We start from the raw sequence: 25,160 nt of genomic DNA on the forward strand, positions 1-25,160 counted from the left end.
TTCGCTTTTGTGCTACAAATGTAACGAGATATTTTAAAAATAGCCTTATCTTTGGCATGTTTTTTTGAACAAAAAATGAAATGTTCCGTTTCTCCAGCAGAGATGTTGCATTTCGATAAAGGAACCACCTTATTAATATATAGAAAACGATGAGAAAGATAATCATTGCCATCGACGGATTCTCTTCGTGCGGCAAGAGCACTATGGCCAAAGACCTGGCACGCGAAATCGGGTACATCTACATCGACAGCGGAGCCATGTACCGGGCCGTCACCCTGTATTGCATCGAGAACGGACTGCTGCACGACGGCCGCATCGACGCGGACAAGCTCAGCCATGAGATAGACAACATCCATATCTCCTTCCGACCCAACGCCGCTACCGGCCGGCCGGACACCTACCTGAACGGCGTGAACGTGGAAGAACGGATACGCACCATGGAAGTATCCTCCCTGGTGAGCCCCGTAGCCGCCCTCGACTTCGTGCGCGAAGCCATGGTGGAGCAGCAGCAGGAGATGGGGCAGGCCAAGGGCATCGTCATGGACGGACGCGACATCGGCACCACCGTCTTCCCCCATGCCGAACTGAAGATATTCGTCACTGCCTCGCCCGAAATACGCGCCCAACGCCGCTACGACGAACTCAAGGCCAAGGGACAGGCCGTGGACTTCGACGAGATTCTGGCGAACGTGAAGCAGCGCGACTACATCGACCAGCACCGCGACGTGAGCCCCCTGCGCAAGGCCGACGACGCCCTGCTGCTGGACAACAGCCACCTGACCATCGAGCAGCAGAAAGCCTGGCTGACCGAACAGTTCGAACGCGTGGCCGGCAAATGAACCTCCCCCCTCCCCGACTGGCAAAGCATTGCTTTCCAGTCGGGAAAGCAATGTTTTCCAACCCATAAAACACCGTTTTATCACATGGCTAAAGTAGAAATAGACGAAGGATCGGGCTTCTGCTTCGGAGTGGTCAACGCCATCAGCAAAGCCGAAGAGGAACTGGCCAAAGGCGGCACACTGTACTGCCTGGGCGACATTGTGCACAACAGCCGCGAAGTGGAGCGTCTGAAGGCCATGGGGCTCGTCACCATCAACCACGACGAGTTCAACCGCCTGCACGACGCCAAGGTACTGCTGCGCGCCCACGGCGAACCGCCCGAGACCTACGAGACAGCCCGCCGCAACCACATCGAAATCATCGACGCCACCTGCCCTGTCGTCCTCCGCCTGCAGAAGCGAATCAAGCAGGAATACACCCGGCAGGACGACGAAGACACACAGATTGTCATCTACGGCAAAAACGGACACGCCGAAGTGCTGGGCCTCGTCGGCCAGACCGAAGGCAAAGCCATCGTCATCGAGAAGCTGGACGAAGCCCGCTCGCTCGACCTGACCCGTAGCATCCGCCTCTACTCGCAGACCACCAAGTCGCTGGACGAATTCCGCCGCATCGTGGAGTACATCCAGGAGCACATCTCGCCCCAGGCCACCTTCGAATACTACGACACCATCTGCCGGCAGGTGGCCAACCGCATCCCCAACATCCGCAAGTTTGCCGCCTCGCACGATCTGATATTCTTCGTCAGCGGCAAGAAGAGCTCCAACGGCAAGATGCTGTTCAGTGAATGTCAGAAGGTGAACCCCAACTCGCACCTGATAGACAGCCCCGAGGAAATAGACAGCTCGCTGCTGGCCAAAGCCTCCTCCATCGGCATCTGCGGTGCCACCTCCACCCCCAAGTGGCTGATGGAACAAATTTCGTCGGCCATCCAAGAGAAGCTCCAAAGTCCAGCAAATTAACGAAAATTATTATAGTCGCCCTCAGCTTTTTCGTATCTTTGCGGGCAAATTACTAACTAAAAGAAGATTGTCATGGGAACAATTAAGTGCATCGGTATTCTGACCTCCGGAGGAGACGCTCCGGGAATGAACGCTGCCATCCGTGCGGTGACACGTGCAGCCATTTACAACGGCCTTCAAGTAAAAGGTATCTACAGAGGATACAAAGGCCTGGTAACCGGTGAAATCAAAGAGTTCAAAAGCCAGAACGTAAGCAACATCATTCAAATGGGAGGTACCATCCTGAAGACAGCACGCTGCAAGGAATTCATGACTCCCGAAGGCCGCCAGCTGGCCTACGACAACATGAAGAAGGAAGGTATCGACGCCCTGGTCATCATTGGCGGCGACGGTTCGCTGACGGGTGCCCGCATCTTTGCGCAGGAGTTCGACGTGCCCTGCATCGGCCTGCCCGGCACCATCGACAACGACCTTTTCGGCACCGACACAACCATCGGATATGACACGGCCCTGAACACCATTCTCGACGCCGTCGACAAAATCCGCGATACGGCTACGTCGCACGAACGCCTCTTCTTTGTCGAGGTTATGGGACGTGACGCCGGCTTCCTGGCCCTGAACGGTGCCATCGCATCGGGTGCCGAAGCAGCCATCATCCCCGAATTCAGTACGGAAGTAGACCAGCTGGAAGAATTCATCAAGAACGGCTTCCGCAAGTCGAAGAACAGTAGTATCGTCATCGTAGCCGAAAGCGAACTGACGGGCGGTGCCATGCACTATGCCGAACGTGTGAAGAATGAATATCCGCAATACGACGTACGCGTCACCATCCTCGGCCACCTACAACGCGGCGGAAGCCCCACGGCCCACGACCGTATCCTGGCCAGCCGACTGGGTGCCGCTGCCATCGACGCCATCATGGAAGGACAACGCAACGTCATGATCGGCATCGAGCACGATGAAGTGGTTTACGTTCCCTTCACCAAGGCCATCAAGAACGACAAACCCATCAAGAAAGAACTGGTCAACGTATTGCGCGAACTGTCCATCTAAGGGAAAAACGAAACTCAATATGCAGAAAGGGGGGTGCATTGCTGATGCACCCCCTTTCGTTTTTATAACTTTACAACCATTGCTTCACCCGTTCCTCGGTCAGCCTCCACAACTCATCGGCCTGCTTGTGGTGCAGGTATTTATCGGACAACCGCTTCGGATGGCAGCTGACGTTCAGCGTTCCTGTCCGCTTGCCCGCCTCCTTGTCCAGCAACAGACTGACAGCCGTAGCAGCTCCCTGCCGTGGCGTGCGGATGAAGGGACGGAACAAGATGTCTGTCAACGGGTCGAACCACATGTGCATCGTGATGATGTTGGTCGAAACGATGCCCGGATCGGCTGCATTGACCACAATCCCCCGCTCCTTCACCCGACGGGCAAGTTCTATCGTGAACAGCGTCAAGGCGAGCTTGGTATTGCTATAAATGGGAATACGCCAGAAGGCTCCTTTCTTACCTTGAAGGAAGAAATCGGGAAAATCGAGCCGCCCGATGGCATAGGTGCACGACACCATGTTCACCACACGGCTTCCCTCACCCATCAGCGGAAGCAACTTACGTGTCAGCAGATAAGGACCTACATAGTTGACGCTGACCGTGCGCTCCAGACCGTCTTCGGTGATATGCCGCCCCGTTTCCATCGTCCCGGCATTGTTCATCAGCAACGCCAAAGGGGTACCCTCCTGCAACAGACGGTCGGCAAAAGCAGCTACCGAAGCCAGCGAAGCCAGGTCAATGCCCCGCACCTCAATTTCTGCATTCCCAGTGTCCTCAGCCAGCATCCGGCGCTTGGCTTCCGCCTTTGCCGAATCGTAGCAGGCCATGATGACACGATAGCCCGCCCGGGCCACCGCACGGGTGATTTCCGTTCCCATGCCTCCGTCGGCCCCCGTAATGACTGCCAGTTTCTTTTCCATATTCATCACCCCCTGCTTTCTATCCGTTCAATTTCCTTCTTCAGACAAGGTGGCAATTCCTCCTTCAGCCGCTGATGGCAGGCCATGTCGATGGAATACATGCGGGCAATACAATAGTTGCTGTGCTTGCACGAGCAGCGGGCATTTTCTTCGGCACGCATACGGTTGACAAAGCCCGGCTCGTTGAGCAGGGCACGCCCCATCTGAACGGCTTCAAAACCATGGTCGAGCACCTCGTCAATCTTCTGCCGCGCTACCAGGCCGCCCACATAGACCAGCGGCATGTCCAGAGCTTCGCGGAACTTCAAGGCATCCTCCAGGAAATAGGCTTCCTTGAACGGCACGGTGGGTATCATCCACTTGCCGACCATACGCACCCCGTACTTCAGCCACCAGCAGGTCATGTAGTAGGTCATGGTGCGGATAGGCATCTCTCCACGCATCACGTACATGGGCGCCTTGCTGACAAAACCGCCGCTCAGCACCAGCGCATGGGCACCAGACTGCTGCAGGCGGCGAGCCACCTGCAACGATTCGTCCAGCTCCATGCCGCCGCGGAAACCGTCGCGCATGTTCATCTTCACCAAGACGGCCATGTCGCTGCCGGCCGCCTTCATCACCTCGTCCATCACCCTATCCATGAAGCGCATGCGGTTTTCCAGCGAACCGCCGAACTCGTCCCGGCGGTGGTTGGTCGAAGGCGAAAGGAACTGGCTGATGAGGTAACCATGCCCGGCATGTATCTCGACGGCATCGAAGCCCGATTCACGGGCCAGGTTCACCGCACGTCCATAGGCACGGGCCATCTCCGGCAGCTCGTCGGCACGCAGGCCGCGCACGAAGGTCGGCGAATAGAGATTGAAACCGCTGCTGGCCCCTACGGGCGTACAGCCGCAGATGCTCTTGTGCGACATGTTGCCACAATGCCCCAACTGGATGCTGGCGGCCGCCCCTTCGGCATGCACGGCATCAGTCAGCCGGCGAAGGCCGGGTACAATCTCGGGCCGCATCCACAACTGGCGGTCAAAGGAAAGGCCGCTGCGGGTGACGGCCGCATAGGCCACCGTCGTCATACCCACACCGCCTGCGGCCACGGAGCGGTGATAGTCGAGCAGCTGTTCCGAAGGCTTGTTGCCCGGACACATGCTCTCGAAGGCCGCCGAACGGATAGTACGGTTGCGCAGCGTCAGCGGTCCTATGGTTACTGGAGTAAACAGTTTCGAATTCATTTATCTCAATTTATTAAAACGCTCAATAGATAAAGGGGATGATTCTCTTTCTGCGGCCCACCGCCTCGTCGCCAAACTCCTGCCGGTAGCGTTTGTGGATGGCATCGGCACGAGGCACCAGATTGGCCGCCGTCCACCAGACAAAGACCCATGCGGCAGGCGAAGCGGTCAGTACGGCAAATCCCGTCCATTCCACCAGCTCGCCGAAGTAATTGCCCGAGGTGACATAACGGTACATGCCACGTGCCGGCAGATAGTGTTTCGTGTCGCCCGGCTTGCGCAGATGGCGGATCACATGGTCGGAATGCAGGTTGATGCCCATCCCTACGAAGAACAGCAGGATGCCCAAGACCGACTGCGGGCGAAGCAGGAAACTCCATCCCCCGTCATACAGTCCCTCGGGCGGATACACGAACAGGCCGGTAGCAATCAGCCAGGCATTCAGCACATTGAACACAATGCCCATCCCCATGATGCTCACCGGCATGCGACTCTTTCCCTTCATCAGCAGGGGGAAGACGAACGAGCGCTGGAAGTAGTGCAACAGAAACAACAGGGCCATCGCCGACTGGGGAGCTACCATGCCCGCTCCGCTATGCAGCCAGCAGACCAGCATCCCGACAAAGGCCGGTGCCTCCATCAGCACCCACGCCAGCTTGTTGTTGAGCGACAGTCCCCACGACGCCGTGCGGAACATGCCATAACCCGCCTTGACAAAATAGAGCGACACAAAGACTATGACAGCCACTCCGCTCATCGCCCACAGAAAACTATGAAATTGGTACAGAGACATAAACCTTTCGTTTTTAACGAGGCAAAGATAGAGAAAAACTCTGAAAGGCCACAGCGTTTTCTGCAACAAAACACACACAAGTTCCGTCAGAATGCCTACCTTTGCCCTCATGAAACAGGAAAAAGAGACAAACAGCCCCAGCCTGCACCTCCAGCAACAGCAGTTGCTGCTACGCATGGAGTACGAATACGAGAAGGAAGAGTTCCGCCGGCAGACGGAAACCATGGGTGTGGCACGCAAGGTGAAGCGCGGCATGTGCTGGTTTCCCGTCACCACCGGGCGCAGTTACTACAACTCGCTGAACCAGCTGGTGCTGGAGGTGACCCGTACCGAAGATACCGACATCGAACACAACTTCGAGTACGGACGGCCCGTCTGCTTTTTCCGACAGACGGCAGACGGCAGCCTCAGCTACTACAACTTCCAGGGTACCGTCAGCTATGCCGACGAGACCCGTATGGTGGTAGTGATGCCCGGCGCCGGTGCCATCCTCGACGTACAGGCAGCCGACCGGCTGGGCGTGCAGCTCTACTTCGACGAAACCAGCTACCGCACGATGTTCGAAGCGCTGGCCGACGTGCTCCGCGCCAAGGGCAACCGGCTGGCCGAACTGCGCGACACGCTGCTGGGCACCCTGAAGCCCGGCTTCCGCGAACTCTACCCCGTCCGCTTCCCCTGGCTGAACTCCACGCAGGAGTCGGCCGTCAACAAGGTGCTCTGTACCCGTGACGTAGCCATTGTCCACGGCCCTCCCGGCACGGGCAAAACCACCACACTGGTCGAAGCCATCTACGAAACGCTACACCGCGAGCCGCAGGTGCTGGTATGCGCGCAGAGCAACACGGCCGTCGACTGGATTTCGGAGAAGCTCGTGGACCGCGGCGTCAGCGTGCTGCGCATCGGCAACCCAACGCGTGTCAACGACAAAATGCTGTCCTTCACCTACGAACGCCGCTTCGAGTCACATCCCGCCTACCCCGAACTGTGGAGCATCCGCAAGGAACTGCGCCAACTGCACGGCAAGGCCCGTCGCGGCACTTACGAGGAACGCGAAGGCGTGCGCAGCCGCATGTCCCGCCTGCGCGACCGTGCCACAGCCCTGGAAGTACAGATCAACGCCGACCTCTTCGACTCGGCCCACGTCATCGCCTCCACCCTCGTCAGCAGCAACCACCGTGTGCTGGCCGGCCGACGCTTCGGCACCCTCTTTATAGACGAGGCGGCACAGGCCCTCGAAGCTGCCTGCTGGATAGCCATCCGCAAGGCCGACCGCGTGGTGCTGGCAGGCGACCACCAGCAACTGCCGCCCACCATCAAGTGCTACGATGCGGCACGTAGCGGACTGGAGCGTACACTGATGGAGACCGTCGTGACCCGCAAGCCCGAGACCGTCTCGCTGCTCACCACCCAATACCGCATGAACGAAGCCATCATGCGCTTCTCGTCCGACTGGTTCTACGGCGGGCAGCTGCAGGCCGCCCCCGAAGTGCGCCATCGCGGCATCCTCGACTGGGACACTCCCATCTCGTGGATTGACACGTCGGAAATGGATTTCAAGGAAGAGTTCGTGGGCGAGAGTTTCGGCCGCATCAACCGCCAGGAGGCCGACCTGCTGCTCAGCGAGCTGGAGAAATACATTGCCCGCATCGGCGGACAGCGCATTCTGGACGAGCGCATCGACTTCGGCCTCATCTCGCCCTACAAGGCACAGGTGCAATACCTGCGCGGCAAGCTCCGCGGCAGTGCCGCCCTGCGTCCCTACCGCCACCTAATGACGGTCAACACGGTCGACGGTTTCCAAGGTCAGGAGCGCGATGTCATCTTCATCAGCCTCGTCCGCGCCAACGACGAAGGCCAGATAGGTTTCCTCGGCGACCTGCGCCGCATGAACGTAGCCATGACCCGTGCCCGCATGAAGCTCGTCATTCTGGGCGATGCTGCCACGCTGGGACGGCATGCCTTCTATCGGAAGCTGCTGGAGCACATCCGCGAACTGGCCTCCCCCTCTGCATGATGTTGGATTGTCGCCCCGCAAAAGGTAGGATGTTTTGCCCCAAAACAAGTCCAAATATCCAGCAAAACAATTAAAAAAGGGAGCGCACCGCCGTGCCAAGCACGTCGATACGCTCCCTTATAACTTCTTCAATCAGACAGATTGATTAGTTGTTCTCGGGACGGAGCTTGCGGACAGTAACGGCTGTCTGCCACATTTCGCTGTCGCGCAAAGCCCTCAATTCGGCATTCAGTTTCTCACGATAATCGGGCTGAGAGTTGCTGTCGATAGAAATCTGTGCTTCGTTACCGCTCTTCACACTCTCATACAGCTTCTGCATAACGGGCTTGATGGCGTCGTGAAACGGGCCCATCCAGTCGAGGGCACCACGCTGGGCGGTAGTAGAGCAGTTGGCATACATCCAGTCCATACCGTTCTTGGCAAAGAGAGGCATCAGCGACTGAGTCAACTCCTCAACGGTTTCATTGAAAGCCTCGGAAGGCGTGTGGCCGTTCTCACGGAGCACTTCGTACTGAGCCAGCAACAGACCCTGGATAGCACCCATCAGCGAACCGCGCTCGCCGGTCAGGTCGGAATAAACCTCGCGCTTGAAAGTCGTTTCGAACAGGTAACCGGAACCGATACCGATACCGATGGCCAGCGTGCGGTCTTTGGCACGACCCGTTGCATCCTGGTAAACGGCATACGAGCTGTTCAGTCCGCGGCCCTCGAGAAACATCGTACGCAGCGACGTACCCGAACCCTTGGGAGCTACCATGATGACATCTATATCAGCAGGAGGGATGATGTGAGTGCGTTCCTTATACGTAATAGCGAAACCATGAGAGAAGTACAGAGCCTTGCCCGGAGTCAGGTACTGCTTGATCTTGGGCCATACGGCAATCTGGGCAGCATCGGACAGCAACATGCAGACGATGGTACCCTTCTGTGCAGCCTCTTCGAGCGAGAAGAGTGTTTCGCCCGGCTTCCAACCGTCGGCCACAGCCTTTTCGTAAGTTTTGCCCTGACGCTGGCCAACGATAACGTTGAAGCCGTTGTCGCGCAGGTTGCAAGCCTGGCCGGGACCCTGTACGCCGTAACCCAGAACGGCAATTACTTCATCTTTCAAGATTTCACGTGCTTTTTCAAGAGGAAACTCTTCGCGGGTCATCACATTCTCGATGACACCGCCAAAATTCATTTGTGCCATTTTGTTTTAGTTTTTTTATTTGTGGCTTTCGCCTGGTTAATATATTGTTCGTTATTCAAAAATCACTTTGGCCCGGCAGACCGTCTCGCTGCCGTTCTTTTTCACCTCTACGCCGTAGACGCCATTCCCGTCGTCATCGAGGAAGAAGGAAAGCTCGTCACCGAAATAGCTCTCGGCCACGTAGGCCATCTCGAAACGGCGGATGCGCTGCGTCCGATACTTCTCCAGCGGGAAGAGGTCGAGGATGTGTTCAATGTAGCGGATGCTGTTCACATGGCCGTTGATGTCGATGTCGCTGTACTTGGCCGTAAGCGAAGCGACCGGCTCGGTAGCCTGCACCTTGATGCGCGAAGGCTTCTCGATGGGACAAGGCTCGTCGCACACGTAGTTTACGATATCGCCATCGTTGATGGCCAGCAGGTCGATGGGCTTGCGTGTCTGCATGCTGATCATCGCCCACACGGAACGTGCATAACCTATCTTGCGCCCGTCCTTGTCGAGGATGGCAAAGTTACGGTCGGTAAAGAGACGGTAGACGTTCTCCACCCATGTCTGTACAGAGAAGGTCTCGTACTGCAAGGGCATCTCGTCCATGTCGATAGCCAGACGGGACAATACCCACGTATAGTTTTCCTCGTTCAGCTCGGCCATGCCGAAACCACGTTCGGTGGCGTGAAAGCCCGCGCAGTTGAGCAGGTGGTTGCCCAGCACCCCCAGCGTCAGCCGTCCGGTAAAGTCTACATGGAAAGGCTCGGCCACGAAGTTATAGGTCCCGATTTTATTGTTTTCAGTCATTGTCTTTTTCCTTTTTACTTTTCAGATATTTTGCCTTGCGTTCAGCCAGGTACTCGTTGACACGCTCGAAGCAGCTGGTAGTGATAGCCACCCGGCCCGAGCGGACAAACTGAAGCACACAGCCGAAGGCTTGAAGCTCCTGATAAAGGTGGGTGATGTCGTCGCTCACGCCGTTCATCTCGACAATGGAAAAGACGGGATTCACCTCGACGATGCGGGCGTGGTTCTTGCGGATCACCTTCGACACCTCAGGCGTCTGCTCCAGCGCTGGAGTCGTTATCTTATAGAGGGCAATCTCATGTTGGTAAATCTCGTCGTCGGTGAAGTAGTGGGCCTGCAATACATCAATCTTCTTGGTAATCTGTTTCACCACTTTCTCGATGGTGTCCTTGTCCGTCCAGGCAGTGATGGTATACTTGTGTACGCCCTGGATGGAAGAGGCAGACACGTTCAGACTCTCGATGTTGATCTGCCGGCGGGTAAACACGGCCGTCACCTGATTGAGCAGGCCGGCAATGTTCTCCGAGTGGACGATAATGGTATATAATGTCTTGTCAGTCATAATCCGATTTCATTTAGCATTCCAAAAGCATCTGGTTCACCGAACCGCCCGGAGGCGTCATCGGCATCACATTTCCTTCTTCCTCCACACAGGCCTCGAGCAGGAAGGGACCGTCCGTGGCCAGCATCTCGCGAATGGCATCGGCCAGCTCCGCACGTTCCATGACGCGGCGCGAGGGAATACCGTAGGCGGAGGCTATCTGCATGTAGTCGGGGTTCAGCATGGGTGTGAACGAATAGCGGCGGTTGAAGAACATGGCCTGCCATTGTCGGACGTTGCCCAGGTAGTTGTTGTTGAGCAATATCATCTTGACGGGCGCCTTCTGCTCCATCACCGTGCCCAGTTCCTGCAGGTTCATCTGCAGGCCGCCGTCGCCCATGAAGACGCAGACGGTGCGGTCGGGACGGCCAAAGGTGGCTCCGATGGCAGCAGGCAGGCCGAAGCCCATCGTACCCAGTCCGCCGGAAGTAACGATGCTGCGCTCGCGGGTGTACTTGAAGTAGCGGGCAGAGAGCATCTGGTTCTGTCCGACATCGGTCACCAGGATGGCATCGTTGCCGGTGGCTTCGCTCACAGCACGGGCCACCTCGCCCATGCTCAGTTCGCGGCCGCTGCGATACAGCTCGGGACGGATCACTTTCTCTTCCTCCACTTCCTCGTAGGTGCGGAAGCTGTCGAGCCATTCCTTATGGGCAGCAGGCTTCAGCAACTCGGTCACGGCAGGGAGCGTCTGCTTGCAGTCGCCCAGCACGGCAACGTCGGTCTTGATGTTCTTGTCTATCTCAGCGGGGTCGATGTCGAAATGAATAATCTTGGCCTGCGGGGCGTAAGTAGCTACATTGCCCGTCACACGGTCGTCAAAGCGCATACCCACGGCTATCAACACGTCGCACTTGTTGGTATTGATGTTCGGCCCCAGATTGCCGTGCATGCCCAGCATTCCCTTGTTCAGCGGATGGTCGGTGGGAAGTGCCGAAAGTCCCAGCAGGGTACGTCCGGCAGGCAGTTCGGCCTTCTCGATGAAGGCACGGAGCTCGGCCTGGGCATTGCCCAGTTCGACACCCTGCCCCACAAGTACCAGCGGGCGTTCGGCGGCATTGATAAGGTCGGCCGCTTCGCGGATGGCTTCCTCATCCATGTCGGGTACGGGCTGGTAGCTGCGGATGAAGTCGACCGTCACCGGCGCATACTCCATCTTGTCCACCTGCGCGTTCTTGGCGAAGTCGAGTACCACCGGTCCCGGACGTCCGCTGCGGGCGATGTAGAAGGCCCGTGCTACAGCCCAGGGAACATCCTCGGCCCTACGAATCTGATAACTCCACTTGGTGATGGGCTGTGTGATGCCCACGAGGTCCACTTCCTGAAAGGCATCCGTACCGAGGAATCCTGTGCCCACCTGTCCGGCAATGACAACGATGGGGGTACTATCTATCATGGCATCGGCAATGCCGGTAATGGTATTGGTGGCACCCGGCCCGCTCGTCACGAGGCAGACACCCACCTGTCCCGACACACGGGCAAAGCCCTGTGCGGCATGGGCAGCTCCCTGTTCGTGGCGTACCAGGATGTGGTTCAACGTCTGCCGATGGTCGTATAAGGCATCGAACACCGGCATGATGCTGCCCCCCGGATAACCGAATATCGTCTTTACCCCTTCGTGTTCCAAAGAACGCATCAGGGCTTCTGCGCCTGTAATTGTATCTTTCATTTCTTTCATGGATAATGGAGAATTGAAAATGGAAAATTGCCTGCGAAATCGCAAGGCTATTAATTCTCCATTTTCCATTCTCAATTTTCAATTATATAATTCTCACCGCTCCCTTGTCTGCCGAGCTCACCAGGCTGGCGTATGCCTTCAGCGCCTTGGACACCTCGCGGTTGCGGGTGACAGGCGTCATGGGGCGGGCTGCCAGTTCGGCATCGGTCAGCCGGACGTTGATGGTGCGGTTCGGGATATCTATCTCAATGATGTCGCCGTCCACCAGCTTGCCGATGTTACCACCTGCTGCCGCTTCGGGCGAGATGTGGCCGATGCTCAGGCCCGACGTGCCGCCGCTGAAGCGTCCATCAGTGATGAGGGCACACTCCTTGCCCAGGTGGCGCGACTTGATATAAGAGGTGGGATAGAGCATCTCCTGCATACCGGGACCACCCTTGGGGCCTTCGTGGGTGATGACCACCACATCGCCGCTCTGCACCTTGCCGCCCAGAATACCTTCGCAGGCAGCTTCCTGTGAGTCGAATACTTTGGCAGGGCCTGTGAACTTCCAGATGCTTTCGTCCACACCGGCGGTCTTCACTACGCAACCGTCCTGGGCAATGTTACCCTTCAGCACGGCCAGTCCGCCGTCCTTGCTGTAGGCATGCTCCAGGTCGCGGATGCAACCTTCGGCACGGTCGGTGTCATATTCCTTATAATAGTTGTCCTGCGAACCCAGCGTCAGGTTGAACTTGCCGCCAGGGGCGCTGGCGTATTTCTTCAGCGCCTTCTTGCAGACATTGGGGCTGGTAATGCAATACTGGTCTATCTCTTCGGCGAGTGTCATGCCGTCCACGCGCTTCACGCTGGTATCCACCAGACCACCCTTGGCCAGCTCGGCCATGATGGACACGATGCCGCCCGCCCGGTTCACGTCCTGTACATGGTACTTCTGCGTGTTGGGCGCCACCTTGCAGAGGCAGGGCGTCTTGCGCGACAGCATGTCGATGTCTTCCATCTTGAAGTCGGCTCCCGCCTCGTGGGCCACGGCCAGCAGGTGGAGCACCGTGTTGGTCGAACCGCCCATGGCGATGTCCAGCGTCATGGCGTTGAGGAAAGCCTCGCGGGTGGCGATGCTGCGGGGCAACACGCTCTCGTCGCCGTCCTCATAGTATTTGTAGGCATTCTCCACAATCAGCTTGGCGGCATCCTTGAAGAGCTTCTTTCGGTTCTCGTGTGTAGCCACGATGGTGCCGTTGCCCGGCAGGGCCAAGCCGATGGCCTCGTTCAGACAGTTCATGGAGTTGGCGGTGAACATGCCCGAACAGCATCCGCACGTGGGGCAGGCATGCTGCTCAATCTTGGCCACGTCGTCGTCGCTCACCGTCGTGTCGGCCGATTTGATCATGGCGTCTATCAGGTCGAGGTGCTGCCCCTTCCATTCGCCCGCCTCCATCGGTCCGCCCGAAACGAAGACGGTGGGGATGTTCAGGCGCATGGCGGCCATGAGCATGCCCGGCGTTATCTTGTCGCAGTTGCTGATGCACACCATGGCGTCGGCCTTGTGGGCGTTGACCATATACTCCACGCTGTCGGCAATGATGTCGCGCGAAGGCAGGGAGTAGAGCATGCCGTCGTGTCCCATGGCGATGCCGTCGTCGATGGCGATGGTGTTGAACTCGGCGGCAAAGCAGCCCAGCTTTTCAATCTCTTCCTTGACATACTGGCCGATTTCGTGCAGGTGGACGTGTCCCGGCACAAACTGCGTGAACGAGTTGACGATAGCGATGATGGGCTTTCCCATCTGCTCGCGCTTCATGCCGTTGGCCACCCACAACGCACGTGCCCCGGCCATGCGGCGGCCCTGCGTACTGAACGAACTGCATAACTGGTGTTTCATCTTTGTTGTTCTCCTTTCAATGAAAAAGCCCTTCTCGTTGGTGAGAAAGGCTTTACTAATTATCTTCTGACGTATGGATACATACACGAACCTTTCTCACGCTCTTGATTTCAAGACCACGACGCGAATAATATGCAGGACTGCCAGGTTAATGGATGTATGTAGCATCATAAGTTTCTTCTTTTTATAATATTGACAAATAGATTATCTTTATCGTTTAACGTGATGCAAAGGTAAGGGCTTTTTTATAATATCCAAACAGTTTGAAGAAAAAAATCATATTTTTCTGTAGAATCGTAAGAAAAGCAAGAAAAAAAGTCTCCTTTTATCATCAGAAAATGCTTCAAGGCAACTCTATACCTATCTTTTTTTAGAGAGAGTGAACCATCTTTCTCCCTACCTGACGGCACAACATCCTCCACTCTCCCGCGAGTCATTATTTTTGTTTATCCGCAATAAACCGTCAGTTTAACAGCAATAAACTGATAGTTTAAACGGATTAAACTGACAGTTTAAAGCGACTAAACTAAAAGTTTAAAACGACTAAACTGGAATAAACAAAAAGAGGACCGGCTACCTGCGTCCGATCCTCTTCTGCCTAACAAAAAACCTTTGAAATTTACCAGCCGGCGTGTTCCTTCTTATGTTCGTAAGAGTCGGCCTGGCGTACACGGTCACCATTATAGTTCCATACGATTTCGTCGGTATATTCCTTGCCATCGGAGGTGATGACGGCCTTGAGCACGTTGCACCCTTCGGCCAGGGTCACCTTGTCGAAAACGTAGTGGACATCGGTATAGCCCTTGCGGATGCCTTCCAGCTCCTGGCCGTTCAGATAAACGCGGGGCGTGCCGAGGTTAGAGTAAACAGTCACGGAAGTCTCCTTGCGCTCGCGCTCCGTGTTGCGGCGCTGCGTCAGGTAGAGTACAGGTTCTTTGCTCCAGTTGGCCTTGTACCAGTAGAAAGAGTCCTTGCGCGTCTTGCGGTCGAAGGTAATAAGGCCCTTCATGTTGCGCGCATCCACACCGCCACGCTTCCATAGGGGCACGGCGAAGTCGAACATGTTCCACAGGTAGGATGCCAGGATATAGGGATGCTGGGCAATGATACTCCACTGGTACTCGTGTGTCTTGGTCTGGAAAGTCTCGGGATAGAAGTCGCTGCCCCAGTTCAGGGCGTCACCCAGTATCTCCGTCTGATGCTCGATGTTGGCGTCCGCGCCATATTCGGTCAGCATCAGCCGTTGCCAGGGATATTCCTTCTCCATCTTCTCGACCCAGGGCTTGATGTCCTGTATCTTCTTCTCGTACCAGCCGAAGTAGCGGTTCATGCCCTGTATATCAGTATTCTCGTTGACAGGATGCTCCACATGGCCGTAGCCATTGACGGCCACCGTATAGCGGTCGGGGTCCTCGAGCTTGCAGAGGTCGTGGACAGACTGCGTGAGCGCCGCCGTATAACCGTGCGGATGATAGACTTCGTTATGGATGCCCCACACGTAGATGGAGGGGTGGTTGAAGCTCTGGCGTATCAGCTCGCGCATCTGCTGGTGGACGTTGTCCCACTCCTGCCCCGTGACGCGGTTCACGAAAGGAATCTCGGCCCAGATGACGAGGCCCAGCGTGTCGCAACGCGAGTAGATGTAGTCCGACTGCTGGTAGTGGGCGAAGCGCACGGTCGTGGCTCCCACCTCCATAATCTGCGCCAGGTCGAAGTCGTGCTCCTTGTTGGTCAGCGCACTGCCCAGTCCCCACCAGTCCTGATGACGGGTAACGCCGTACATGGGGTACTTCTTGCCGTTCAGAAAAAAGCCCTTGCCGGCTATGGCTTCGTACTTGCGCAAGCCCAGGGGCTGCACCACCTCGTCGATGACCTGCCCATCCTGCTTCAGGCGCGACACTACCTTATAGAGATAAGGGTCCTCGCGTCCCTGCCACAGGTGGGGATTGCTGATCTTGAAATGGGAGACATAGCTCTGCACACCCTGAGGTGTCAGGTCGAAAGACTGGCGATGCGTCTTGACCAGCTTACCTTCGCGGGTATAGATAGTATTCTCCAACTCCAAAGGAACCGGCGCCAACGTGGCATTGTCCAGCTTCACCTTGACAGACACCTCGGCCGACTTCTTCGACACATTCTTCTGCGTGATATATACACCCGGCGATGCGCAGTCGTTCACCACGATGTTGCAGGGCTCGGTCACCACCAGCCATACAGGGCGGTAGATGCCGCCATAGACACCGAACAGGCCATGGTTGACCGGTATCACGTCGGGCCGCGCCGTATTGTCGGCCTTCACCACGATTTCATTCTCCTCACCATACTTGACCTGTGCGTCGATTTCGCAGACGAAAGCCGAATAGGCCCCCTTATGCGTCCCCACCAGATAGCCGTTAACATAGACCTCGGCACAAGAGCCCACGCCTTCGAAGCGCAGGAAGATGCGCTTGCCTTCCAGTGACTTGGGGAAGACATGCTGTTTCCGATAATAGGCCACGCCGGCATAGAAGCTGTTAGTCTTCTTCTGCATGTCGTCCGCATTCCAGGTGTGGGGCACGGTCACCTTCTCCCAGTCGGCATTCCACTTGGCCGCCACCTGCATGGCATCCGCCGCAAACGGCCCTTTCTTGAATTCCCATCCGTCGTTGAACGACGTCACATCGCGGGCTTCCGCCTTCGGTGCAAAGCCCAGCAAGCATATCAGCCATACGACTGACAGCAATATAGTCTTCTTTATTATCTGTGTTTTCATGGTCTTCTATTTAACTTAATCAGCACTTTCTGCTAAACGACAAATCTGACATCCTGCCATCAGGAAAGCACCTACGCCATAGACTTCAGTCATATCGCGGGTCACCTTACGCGGGTCGGCACCGATAGGTTGAACATATCCCAACTTACCGTCGGCATCGACAGCATCAACCAATGCCTTCCAGCCCTTTGCTACAACTGGCAGGAATGTAGCTTTATCGAGTAATCCCTCGTTAACTCCATAAGCCAAAGCATAGACGATGAAACCTGTAGCACTTGTCTCGGGCGAAGGATAAGATTCAGGATCGAGCAGGCTGGCATGCCAATATCCGTCCGGACTTTGCAAGCCGGCTACACGAGTGGCCAGTGTGACAAACAGGTCTTGGTAGAATTTGCGCGAAGGTTCGTCACCAGGAAGCGCCTGAAGAATCTCGGCCAATCCTCCCAAGACCCAACCGTTACCCCGTCCCCAAAACACCTTTTTACCATTGGCTTCCCGCTTGTCAAAATAACGGCGGTCACGGTAGAACATTTGTTCCTCTTTGTCATACAAGTAATCGTAGGTAGCCTTATATTCCCTATTCAAAAAGTTCAGATACTTCTTGTCAAGCGTTTGTGCATAGAGCTTGGCATAGACGGGAGGTGCCATAAACAGTGCGTCGCACCAAGACCAGCGGCTCAACGTTTCCATACGACTATAATCCAACTCCAAACTTGTTTCAGGCAGATTGTCCACCACCCAATTGGCACGCGCCATCACAGGAGCTATCATCTTTATCTCACCATACTTCCGATACAAGTCAATAAACGATTGCCCTACAGCTATGAAATCTGCATGATACATCCACTTACCTACTTGAAAATGATTCTTCCGACCAATACGGAGTAACCATTGATAGTAAGAACTGTCACCGCCTTCCTTTTCCGTCAGTTCGGCCCAGTCTATCATCCCCATATAAAGTGCTGCGTGGGTCCAGTCCAGATCATCGTGTTCGGCCTCTTTATTAGGATTGGCTATTTGCCAATCAGCTACCCGTTTCATCCAAGATTTCACTTCAGCTTTGTCAAATTTAGGCTGAGCTACCATCTGTGAAACTGTAACTAGCCACAAGATTACACATAAACTTATACTTTTCATCATACTAAATGTTTTTCTTTAGATATCAACTATATATAAATCAGGTTAGAAGTTCTCTTTTTCTTAAAATAAAAACGGACTCAATATATTACAATCAAGTCAAAGCATCCCGATATTTGTCCGTTTCTGACGTTTTTTCTTTTGTTTCAAGTTTAATGACAAACGGTTCACCCGGATCTTTATCCGGCATATCCACATTGTATTCGTTACGAGCAGTTTCGGTGATTTTCACATCCTTCCCTCCATTTACAGTCACTGCCTTAACAATTTCAGTACCAACAGGAGTCTTTACAACCAAATGCTTGGAATAAGGAGGATTGAACACAACCATATATACATCCTTGCCCTTGCGGGTGTAGTATCCCCACGCCTGCTTCTCCCAGCCGGAATAGTCGCAACCATAGATACACTCGCCATACTTCTTCATCCAGCGGCCGATGCTTTCTGCCAGCTGCTTCTCTTCGGGACGGAAATCACCGTCAGGCTGGGGACCGAAGTTCACCACCATGTTACCTCCCATCGAAACGGCATGGACAATGCGCTCCAACACCTCCAACGGAGTCTTTACATAACTTAACGACCAGTCTTTGTGATATCCCCACTGATTTTCGGGTACGGTCATACAAGCTTCCCAGTCCCAACGGGTCACCTTCAAGTCCTTCACAGGATCGGGCAAACGACGTTCATACCCCGACTCATAATCCCCCATCAGATGTCCGTTACTATCGAAATGACGTTTACCATAATCATCAGCACGTAAACGACTGTTGATAGTAACGCCCGGAACCAGTTCCTTCAACATCTTCTCGACATGAGCTGTCCACCAGCCGTTTTTCTTAATGCTGGCATCCCACGTTCCATCAAACCAAAAGTCTTTGACGGTGGGATAGCGGGTAGCCAGTTCCTTCAGCTGGTTGTCCGTGAACTCCAGGAAACGGCTGAACGCCTCCTCATCCTCCTTCGACTTGATGTCATAGCGATAGTCAGGATGGCTCCAATCCATCACCGAGAAATAGAAATGCACGTCGATGCCTTCATCGTTATAAGCCTTCACCAGTTCGCCCAAAATATCTTTCTTATAAGGCGTATTGGCAACCGTATATTTCGTATATTTACTGGGCCAAAGACAAAATCCTTCGTGATGCTTGGTAGTAATCTTTACATACTTCACTCCCATTTGTTTGGCCATCTTCGCCCAAGCCCTGGCATCAAAGTTTTGTGGATTCCATTGGTCCATCAGCTTCATCCATTCCTCTGAAGGTACCTTTGCCCATGCCTTCAACCATTCAGCTGCACCATTATATACTTTTCCATTCCATTCTCCACCAGGAATAGCATAAAGCCCCCAATGTATAAAAGCACCCAACCTATTGTCACGGAACTTCCGCATAGCAGCATCGCTACGCTTTCCTAAACGATCGGCTCCATACTTTAACTGGATTTCCTGATCGGCAGGCAATAGTGTCGTCCGATCCTGTGCATGGACACTTCCGACGCAATAAAAGTAACTACAAAATAAAATTGCCCAAAGCTTATTCATAATATGCGATAAAAGTTTCTGGATGCAAAAAAAGCCAATTTCAGCCGTGAAGGCTTACTCTATTCGCCATTTGTTTTATCCAAATCGCTTATTCGCTTTATTTTTTATGTTTTGTGGCAAACGAAGTAGGTGTCTCCCCAAACACCTTCTTAAATGAATTGGTAAAATAAGCCTGACTCTCAATGCCAACTTGCATCATTACCTCACGCATCGTCAGATTTTCCTCTATTATCAAACGAGCAGCCTTACGCAAACGGCAATTCAGCACAAATTCAACAACCGATTTACCTGTCAAACCTTTTACTTTGGAGTACAGCTTACTCCGGCTCATTCCCAACTCTTCAGCAATCTGATTGACATCCATCTGAGGTTGATCCATGTTGGTTTCTACAAAATCAACAAACTGTTTTAAGAAACGATTATCCTGTTCGTTGGTAACCAATTCGCTGGTATCTGCATAATAATTCTTCGCATAATGTTCCTTCAATTGTTGCCTGTTACGAAATATGTTCAGCAATGATAGTTTCAGATAAGTCAGATCAATCGGTTTCTCAAAATAAAGATCAGCTCCAGAGTCCACTCCTTCGATTTTACTTTCAAGGCTCGTCTTAGCGGTTAGTAAAACGACAGGAATATGCGATGTATTCAAATCCTTCTTAATATCATTACACAATGAAACGCCATCTTTATTAGGCATCATGATATCACTAATGACTAAGTCGAATTCCAATTCCTCCATCTGCCTCAAAGCTTCCAATCCATCTCCGGCCTGTACTACCAGAAAATCATCGGCCAACGCTTCGGCAATCAATGCACGCAAATCCGCATTGTCTTCTACTAACAAGATTTTTTTCTTATTCTCGTTCTGCAATCGTTCCTCCACATTTTCTACAACATCTGTATTTTCTTGAGAGGCAACAACTTTTGCGTCAGAAACTTCCACTTGTTGTTTCTTAAAGTCAGAATCGCGAAAAAGCGTTGTATCCAAAGGCAGGCGGACTACCATATCTGTCCCCTTATCCCTCTCACTATAAATTGTAATGGAACCTTTTTGCAGTAATACCAGACTCTTAACCAATGCCAGGCCTATACCCGTACCTAGATGTGAATCCGCATTAACGGTATTCACTTTATAGAAACGCTCAAAAACGCTACTGATTGATTCAGCTGAAATACCAACACCCGTATCGCTTACCACTAAGCTAAAAGCATTATCTCCACAACTTCCTACCGTAAAACTATTCTTGTGTTCTGAAACAAAGGGTTCACCGGGTCCTCTGATTTCCAAACAAATAGAGCCTTTCTCGCGTGTATATTTAAATGCATTATTCAACAAATTCATAACAATCTTTTCCACAACATTCTTATCCGCATAAACAGAAGCTGGCAAATCTTTGTCAAAAATCATCCGAAAATCGATATTCCGCTGTTTCGCATAGTCTGCAAAGTCATTGCCAATTTCCTGCACCATCCGATTGATATCCAACTGCTCCAGTTCTAATTTCATCATACCATTCTCAACAGTCCTGAAATCCATCAGTTCATTCACCAGATTCAACAGCCGCTGTACATTACCATTCAAAATACGATAATAATATTCCTTCAGTCCCTCACGTCTTAACTTATCCAACGCAGCCAGAATCAATGAAAGAGGAGTCCGGAAATCATGCGAGATGTTAGTAAAGAAACGCAGTTGTGCCTGATGTATCTGTTCCTTCTTATCACGTTCTACACTTTCCTGATAGAGTAACATTTTAAATTTCTTTTTCTCAGAAAAATGTCGGTAGACTGCATAAACTACTCCTGCAATTATTAACAAATAGAGCAAATAAGCAGGCCAACTGAACCAAGGAGCCGTTTTTCTGACAACTTTAACAACAGTAGGATATTCACTCCAAACCCCATCATTGTTGGCTGCATAAACCTCAAAATAATATGTACCTGCCGGCACCTTCGAATACATGGCTGTTCGATTCTGGGCATTGACCGTTATCCACGTATCATTATATCCTCGCAACCGATATTTAAAACGATTCTTTTCCGGAATATGATAACTGTCTGAAGCAAACTGAAAGCCAAAGTTTGTCTGATCATAATCCAGTACAACTTCACGAACTGAATCATTGAGCCTATATTCCGGACGTACAGACTCATGATCTATGAAGAAATCAGAAATTACCGCTTTCGGTTTATAAGAATTATAAGAAATCTTTCTAGGATCTACGGATGTAAATCCATCTGTTCCACCAAAATACAATGTGCCGTCCGCCCCTTTCATGGAGGCCAACGGATAATACACCTGTCCCTGTGTGTTTTCTCCTTTATCAAACCGTGCCAAATGATTTTGTGCTATATTATAACAATACAGACCGTTGCCTGTCCCCATCCATACATTTCCTGCATCATAGCACAACGTATAAATGGAATAAATATTTTGCTGCAATATATTCTTCATGCTCATAAACTGCAAGGAGCTTGTATCAAATTTCACAAGTCCATTACCAATAGTACCAATCCAGATATTACCGGAATCATCCAAACAGAAAGTAAACAACCCCAAATAAGTAGAATCATTAGGCATCATTTTCTCCACTTTCTTCGTATGAACATCCATACAATATAATGCTTCATTACTGATAGCCCACAACTTATTTTCGCCCTGTCGCTGAATATCAAATAAATAATTGGTATTATCGTCCAATTCATAATGCACAAAGGAACGAGTCTGAAAAGAAAAATAAGAAACAACCGGTTTCGGATGTTGATAAGCTATCCACAACCCGGAATCCGCCTCCTGTACCACTTTTTTCATATCATTTACCAGCAACGACTGCTTGTCATTCTTGTCATGTCGATAATGCGTCATATTTCTCCGCCTGATATCATACATATCCAGCCCTTCTCTAAAAGTTGCAATCCACAACCTCCGATCATTATCCAACACCAATGATTTCACATTACTCAAAGGTGTCTTTCCTTTATCAACAAAAGGCACAATCTGTCCTGTTGATACATCCATCATATTAAGGCCTCCGCCTTCCGTACCAATCCAAAGGCTGTTACCATCTTCAGCAAATGCACTTACCGGAGCGTAATTCAATCCTCCTGTCTTGGGTGTCCATGATCTGAACGCATTGCTTTCATTTACATTCACGCAACACAACTTACCCGAATACATTCCAATCCATACATTCGACTGCCTGTCACCATATATATCCCAAACTGAATTATTAGGCAGACTGAACGGATCAGAACGGGAATGTTTGTAATGAGATAATTTTCCATCCTCTGTATCAAGTATATAAACTCCGTCCATGGTTCCCATCCATACCTGCCCTTCATTATCTACATAAAAAGAACGGAGAGAAGACCCGTCATATTCCGAAAGAGGTTTAAAGCGTTTCTTTACTCGGAATGTTGTCAAATCGATCTGATACAGCCCCTCTTTATTTACAAACACCCACAAGCTTCCTTTGCAAGCTTGTGCAAAACGTATATTTCCCTCTGTATCAGGAAGTACATAACAAAGTTCGAACTGTCCCTCTGTATAGTTAAAGCGATAAATTCGCTGTTGGACAAAGCTATACAGATCCTGATGATAGGCACAAAAAGCGACATTACTATAATCTATTTTTTTCCCGTCATATAATGGAGCCGAGAGTTCACCTGTATTCACATCCAACTGATGCCATAAAGTCTGTACTCTCACCCACAAGCGATCCATGTTATCTACCATTACCGTAGACACAGGATCGTATATCCACTCAAAACGGTCTGTAACCGATTCGTAACGATAGATTCCATTGTTCGTATTCACATACAGACAACCCGACGAATCGGATGCCATATTCTTGAAAAGCCATTTCTGAGTCGGTTGCAGCTTTGCAAAATATGGATAATATTTTTTATAGTGATAGCCATCAAAACGATAAAGTTCATAATCCATCATTACCCAGATAAAACCGGTCTGATCCTGCTCGATCTCTTTCACGCCATCATAATAAAAACCACCTTCAGGAGACATCGTCCTGAACCGATAGTTAGCATTTGCCGAAAAAGTATCCAAGACACAGACCAACAAACCAAGGAATAAAAGAATTTTCGTTTTCATAAAAATATCACTATTGCTATAAATCCATATGTAATCTCACTCTATCCTAATAAAGGAAGCCGTACAAAAACGACATACCCACCATTCTTGTACGGCTTCCATCTTTCTGACTTCAGCCTGTCAGATTCCTGTATCGACCGGATTTTCATCCGGAAAAAGAGGACTATAAAGAACTGTACGCTTCAACACTTGAAGCTTGCCATTCTTCACGAACTCCTCTCCACGTTCGGACAAATGCTGCACCATGGCAGCACGAAGTTCTTCTAACCGCTCGTGGTACTTTTTATCATTTACCACGTTCTTCATTTCGTGAGGATCACTCTCCAAGTCGAACAATTCTTCTGCCCCAGTATGGAAACGCCATACGTACTTGATCTTCCCGTCGGTCAAAGCACACCAATAGTTGTCGGGACTATAACAAGTGGCATGCTCCAAATCGATATATTTACGCCAACTTCTTCCGCTTCCATCCATCAGACGAACCAATGATTGTCCGTCCATATCGGCAGGGATCTGTCCACCAGCCATTTCAAGGAAAGTAGGGAGCACGTCACGAAGTTCTACCGGTGCATCTACCTTTCCACCTTTCGGAAAACCACAAGACGAAGGCCATTTCACGATATAGGGTACGTGTACCGATCCTTCATAGGGATAGGTCTTACGCCAATGATAGTGATCGCCCAGCATATCACCGTGATCGGAGATGTAACATATCAAAGCATTATCGTACATGCCCTCCTCTTTCAATGCCTGCACAATTTTGCCAATCTCTTCATCAATAAAAGTCACATTTGCATAATAATAGCGACGAGAATTCTTGGCGTATTCATCCCCGAAATTTCCATAAGCCGCATCCGAAGGCGCATCTGAAACATTCTTCAAGACAGCATAATCCTTGTCCTTGCACCATTCCCCTACACAAGGAGCCGGTACATCCTTGTCCTTATACATATCAGCAAAACGTTGGGGCGGATCATAAGGGCTGTGTGGACGGGCAAAAGAAACCTTCAGGAACAAAGGTTGTCCGCTTCCATGTTTATAGTTGTGTATCATTTCCTGCGCCATCTCGCCAGTCCATGCCGTAGGATGCAATTCTTCAGGAAGTCGATACGTAGCTGCTCCATGATCGTTCCAACCTATATGAGTGGAATCTGGATTCAGTCCGGGTGCCTGCATCTGGAACCACAGACGATAATCACTGATAAAGTCATCGGTCTCCACCCGACCGCTTTCATCAACCAACGTACCATGGAAACCATGCAAGGCTTTCTGCGGGAACCAATGCATCTTGCCAATACCGAATGTATAATAATCCAAATCACGCAACATCTGCGGCATCTCATAACGATATCGACTTCCTACCCTACCATATCCCAGCATGCCATGATGCCAAGGCGACAATCCAGTCAGCAGACCCGAACGGGCTGGCGTACTACTCGGTGTAGACGAATAGCCATTCAGAAAAAGAGTTCCGTCATCGGCCAAAGTGTCCAGGTTGGGAGTGATTACAGAAGAATTGCCCATGCAATGCATCGCATCTCCCCGATGCTGATCGGATACAATGAGGATAATATGTGGCTTCTGTTGTGCCGCCAGGTAAGCCGGTACCAGGCTAGCACCAGCGGCTACCGCACAGGCTGTACCAAACCATTTATTCTTCTCCATAGA

The 25,160-nt window shown here is 52.0% G+C and carries 17 protein-coding genes; 4 read left to right on the forward strand and 13 right to left on the reverse strand.

What is annotated here, in order from left to right; all coding sequences use genetic code 11:
• Nucleotides 1-149 precede the first annotated feature (149 nt).
• The 3 genes from cmk (at nt 150) to pfkA (ending at nt 2,855) form a co-directional block, all read left to right on the forward strand.
• Nucleotides 150-839, forward strand: a complete 690-nt coding sequence (gene cmk, locus BQ7483_RS11105) for a (d)CMP kinase (protein ID WP_072545934.1) — start codon at nt 150-152, stop codon at nt 837-839.
• An 84-nt stretch (nt 840-923) separates the two neighbouring features.
• Nucleotides 924-1,802: a 4-hydroxy-3-methylbut-2-enyl diphosphate reductase gene (locus BQ7483_RS11110; protein WP_022021272.1), complete on the forward strand. Its 879-nt coding sequence runs from the start codon at nt 924-926 to the stop codon at nt 1,800-1,802.
• A 72-nt stretch (nt 1,803-1,874) separates the two neighbouring features.
• A complete protein-coding gene (gene pfkA, locus BQ7483_RS11115) occupies nt 1,875-2,855 on the forward strand; it encodes a 6-phosphofructokinase (protein ID WP_072545935.1) in 981 nt (326 codons plus the stop codon).
• A 70-nt stretch (nt 2,856-2,925) separates the two neighbouring features.
• Here pfkA and BQ7483_RS11120 read toward each other — a convergent pair whose 3' ends face one another.
• Genes BQ7483_RS11120 through BQ7483_RS11130 form a run of 3 tightly spaced genes read right to left on the reverse strand, consistent with a single transcriptional unit; the run spans nt 2,926 to nt 5,793 of the window.
• On the reverse strand, nt 2,926-3,771 hold the full coding sequence (locus tag BQ7483_RS11120; RefSeq protein WP_072546233.1) for an SDR family oxidoreductase: 846 nt from the start codon (nt 3,769-3,771) through the stop codon (nt 2,926-2,928).
• Nucleotides 3,772-3,776: 5 nt separating this feature from the next.
• Nucleotides 3,777-5,000: an NADH:flavin oxidoreductase gene (locus BQ7483_RS11125; RefSeq protein WP_072545936.1), complete on the reverse strand. Its 1,224-nt coding sequence runs from the start codon at nt 4,998-5,000 to the stop codon at nt 3,777-3,779.
• 22 nt (nt 5,001-5,022) lie between these two features.
• Nucleotides 5,023-5,793 carry a DUF1295 domain-containing protein gene (locus BQ7483_RS11130; RefSeq protein WP_072545937.1) on the reverse strand — a complete coding sequence of 257 codons (771 nt, stop codon included), beginning with the start codon at nt 5,791-5,793 and terminating at the stop codon, nt 5,023-5,025.
• Nucleotides 5,794-5,884: 91 nt separating this feature from the next.
• Between BQ7483_RS11130 and BQ7483_RS11135 the strand changes: the two genes are divergently transcribed.
• Nucleotides 5,885-7,807: an AAA domain-containing protein gene (locus BQ7483_RS11135; RefSeq protein ID WP_072545938.1), complete on the forward strand. Its 1,923-nt coding sequence runs from the start codon at nt 5,885-5,887 to the stop codon at nt 7,805-7,807.
• A 145-nt stretch (nt 7,808-7,952) separates the two neighbouring features.
• Here the strand turns inward: BQ7483_RS11135 and ilvC are convergent, their stop codons facing one another.
• The 10 genes from ilvC to BQ7483_RS11185 form a co-directional block, all read right to left on the reverse strand.
• A complete protein-coding gene (ilvC, locus tag BQ7483_RS11140; RefSeq protein WP_072545939.1) occupies nt 7,953-8,996 on the reverse strand; it encodes a ketol-acid reductoisomerase in 1,044 nt (347 codons plus the stop codon).
• A gap of 51 nt (nt 8,997-9,047) precedes the next feature.
• Nucleotides 9,048-9,791, reverse strand: coding sequence for an acyl-[acyl-carrier-protein] thioesterase (locus BQ7483_RS11145; RefSeq protein WP_072545940.1), 744 nt, complete (start codon nt 9,789-9,791; stop codon nt 9,048-9,050).
• Nucleotides 9,784-10,353: an acetolactate synthase small subunit gene (ilvN, locus tag BQ7483_RS11150; protein ID WP_022021280.1), complete on the reverse strand. Its 570-nt coding sequence runs from the start codon at nt 10,351-10,353 to the stop codon at nt 9,784-9,786. The genes BQ7483_RS11145 and ilvN overlap by 8 nt, the downstream gene beginning before the upstream one ends.
• Nucleotides 10,354-10,366: 13 nt before the next feature.
• Nucleotides 10,367-12,061, reverse strand: a complete 1,695-nt coding sequence (gene ilvB / locus BQ7483_RS11155; protein ID WP_072545941.1) for a biosynthetic-type acetolactate synthase large subunit — start codon at nt 12,059-12,061, stop codon at nt 10,367-10,369.
• A gap of 91 nt (nt 12,062-12,152) precedes the next feature.
• A complete protein-coding gene (gene ilvD / locus BQ7483_RS11160) occupies nt 12,153-13,952 on the reverse strand; it encodes a dihydroxy-acid dehydratase (RefSeq protein WP_072545942.1) in 1,800 nt (599 codons plus the stop codon).
• Between the two features lie 619 nt (nt 13,953-14,571).
• Nucleotides 14,572-16,704: a glycoside hydrolase family 2 protein gene (locus BQ7483_RS11165; RefSeq protein ID WP_083535716.1), complete on the reverse strand. Its 2,133-nt coding sequence runs from the start codon at nt 16,702-16,704 to the stop codon at nt 14,572-14,574.
• A 15-nt stretch (nt 16,705-16,719) separates the two neighbouring features.
• Complete coding sequence (locus BQ7483_RS11170) at nt 16,720-17,841, reverse strand: glycoside hydrolase family 88/105 protein (RefSeq protein WP_072546235.1); 1,122 nt, start codon at nt 17,839-17,841, stop codon at nt 16,720-16,722.
• 94 nt (nt 17,842-17,935) lie between these two features.
• Entirely contained in the window at nt 17,936-19,381 is a 1,446-nt protein-coding gene (locus tag BQ7483_RS11175; protein ID WP_407657214.1) for an alpha-L-fucosidase, read from the reverse strand.
• A 97-nt stretch (nt 19,382-19,478) separates the two neighbouring features.
• Nucleotides 19,479-23,492, reverse strand: coding sequence for a hybrid sensor histidine kinase/response regulator transcription factor (locus BQ7483_RS11180; RefSeq protein WP_072545944.1), 4,014 nt, complete (start codon nt 23,490-23,492; stop codon nt 19,479-19,481).
• A 120-nt stretch (nt 23,493-23,612) separates the two neighbouring features.
• The gene (locus tag BQ7483_RS11185) at nt 23,613-25,157 is read right to left on the reverse strand and encodes an arylsulfatase (RefSeq protein WP_072545945.1); all 1,545 of its coding nucleotides are present in this window, start codon (nt 25,155-25,157) and stop codon (nt 23,613-23,615) included.
• Nucleotides 25,158-25,160: the final 3 nt, after the last annotated feature.

The organism is Mediterranea massiliensis (assembly GCF_900128475.1).
Taxonomy (GTDB): domain Bacteria; phylum Bacteroidota; class Bacteroidia; order Bacteroidales; family Bacteroidaceae; genus Bacteroides; species Bacteroides massiliensis_E.